A 234-nucleotide genomic window follows, 5' to 3' on the forward strand; every position below is an offset into this window, starting at 1 on the left:
CCCGGTGGTCTACGTGCTGGAAGACTACGGTCTGTCCAACGCGCTGATCCTGGACAAGGCCTGCCGTGTCGCCGGGCTGCCCTCGCCGCTGGTGCCCATTGCCGGCGCCCCGACCGGGCGCAGGCGGGCCTATCTGGCGCTGTCGCGGCGGAGCAGCAGCAACTCGCTGAGTCCCGAACGGCGCGGAGACAAGGCCCATTCCGAATCGCTGGCCAAGGAGCTGCAGGCCCACCG

The 234-nt window shown here is 70.5% G+C and carries 1 protein-coding gene; it reads left to right on the forward strand.

Annotation, left to right across the window (positions count from 1 at the left end):
* Nucleotides 1–234: hypothetical protein (locus ACQG3P_RS24185; protein WP_426806466.1), on the forward strand; the 234-nt coding region annotated here is incomplete at both ends.

Origin of the sequence: Stenotrophomonas sp. SrG (assembly GCF_050031795.1) — a bacterium.
In the GTDB taxonomy this organism is placed as follows: Bacteria; Pseudomonadota; Gammaproteobacteria; order Xanthomonadales; family Xanthomonadaceae; genus Stenotrophomonas; species Stenotrophomonas rhizophila_A.